Below are 244 nucleotides of genomic sequence, written 5' to 3'. Positions count from 1 at the left end.
TTACCAGGTCGTGCGGCATGGCCGTCGACATTTCCTGGTAGACCGACATCTTTTCCTTGATCGCGCGCTCCATGCGCACGAGGCCGATGCGGAACTGGTTTTCGAGCAGTTCGCCTACCGCGCGGACGCGGCGGTTGCCGAGGTGATCGATATCGTCGACCGCGCCGTGTCCTTTGCGGAGTTTCAGCAGGTAACGTATCGTGTTGTGGAAGTCTTCCGGATGCAGGATGCGCGGATCGTAGAC

General features: G+C 59.8%; 1 protein-coding gene. It reads right to left on the bottom strand.

What is annotated here, in order from left to right; translation table 11 throughout:
- Window positions 1-244: hypothetical protein (locus FJ988_RS30675; protein ID WP_140823069.1), on the bottom strand; the 244-nt coding region annotated here is incomplete at both ends.

Source organism: Mesorhizobium sp. CU3 (genome assembly GCF_006442965.1).
Classification (GTDB): Bacteria; Pseudomonadota; Alphaproteobacteria; order Rhizobiales; family Rhizobiaceae; genus Mesorhizobium.
The sequence above is the reverse complement of the archived record's forward strand: the minus strand, read 5'-3'. Positions and strand labels throughout refer to the sequence as shown.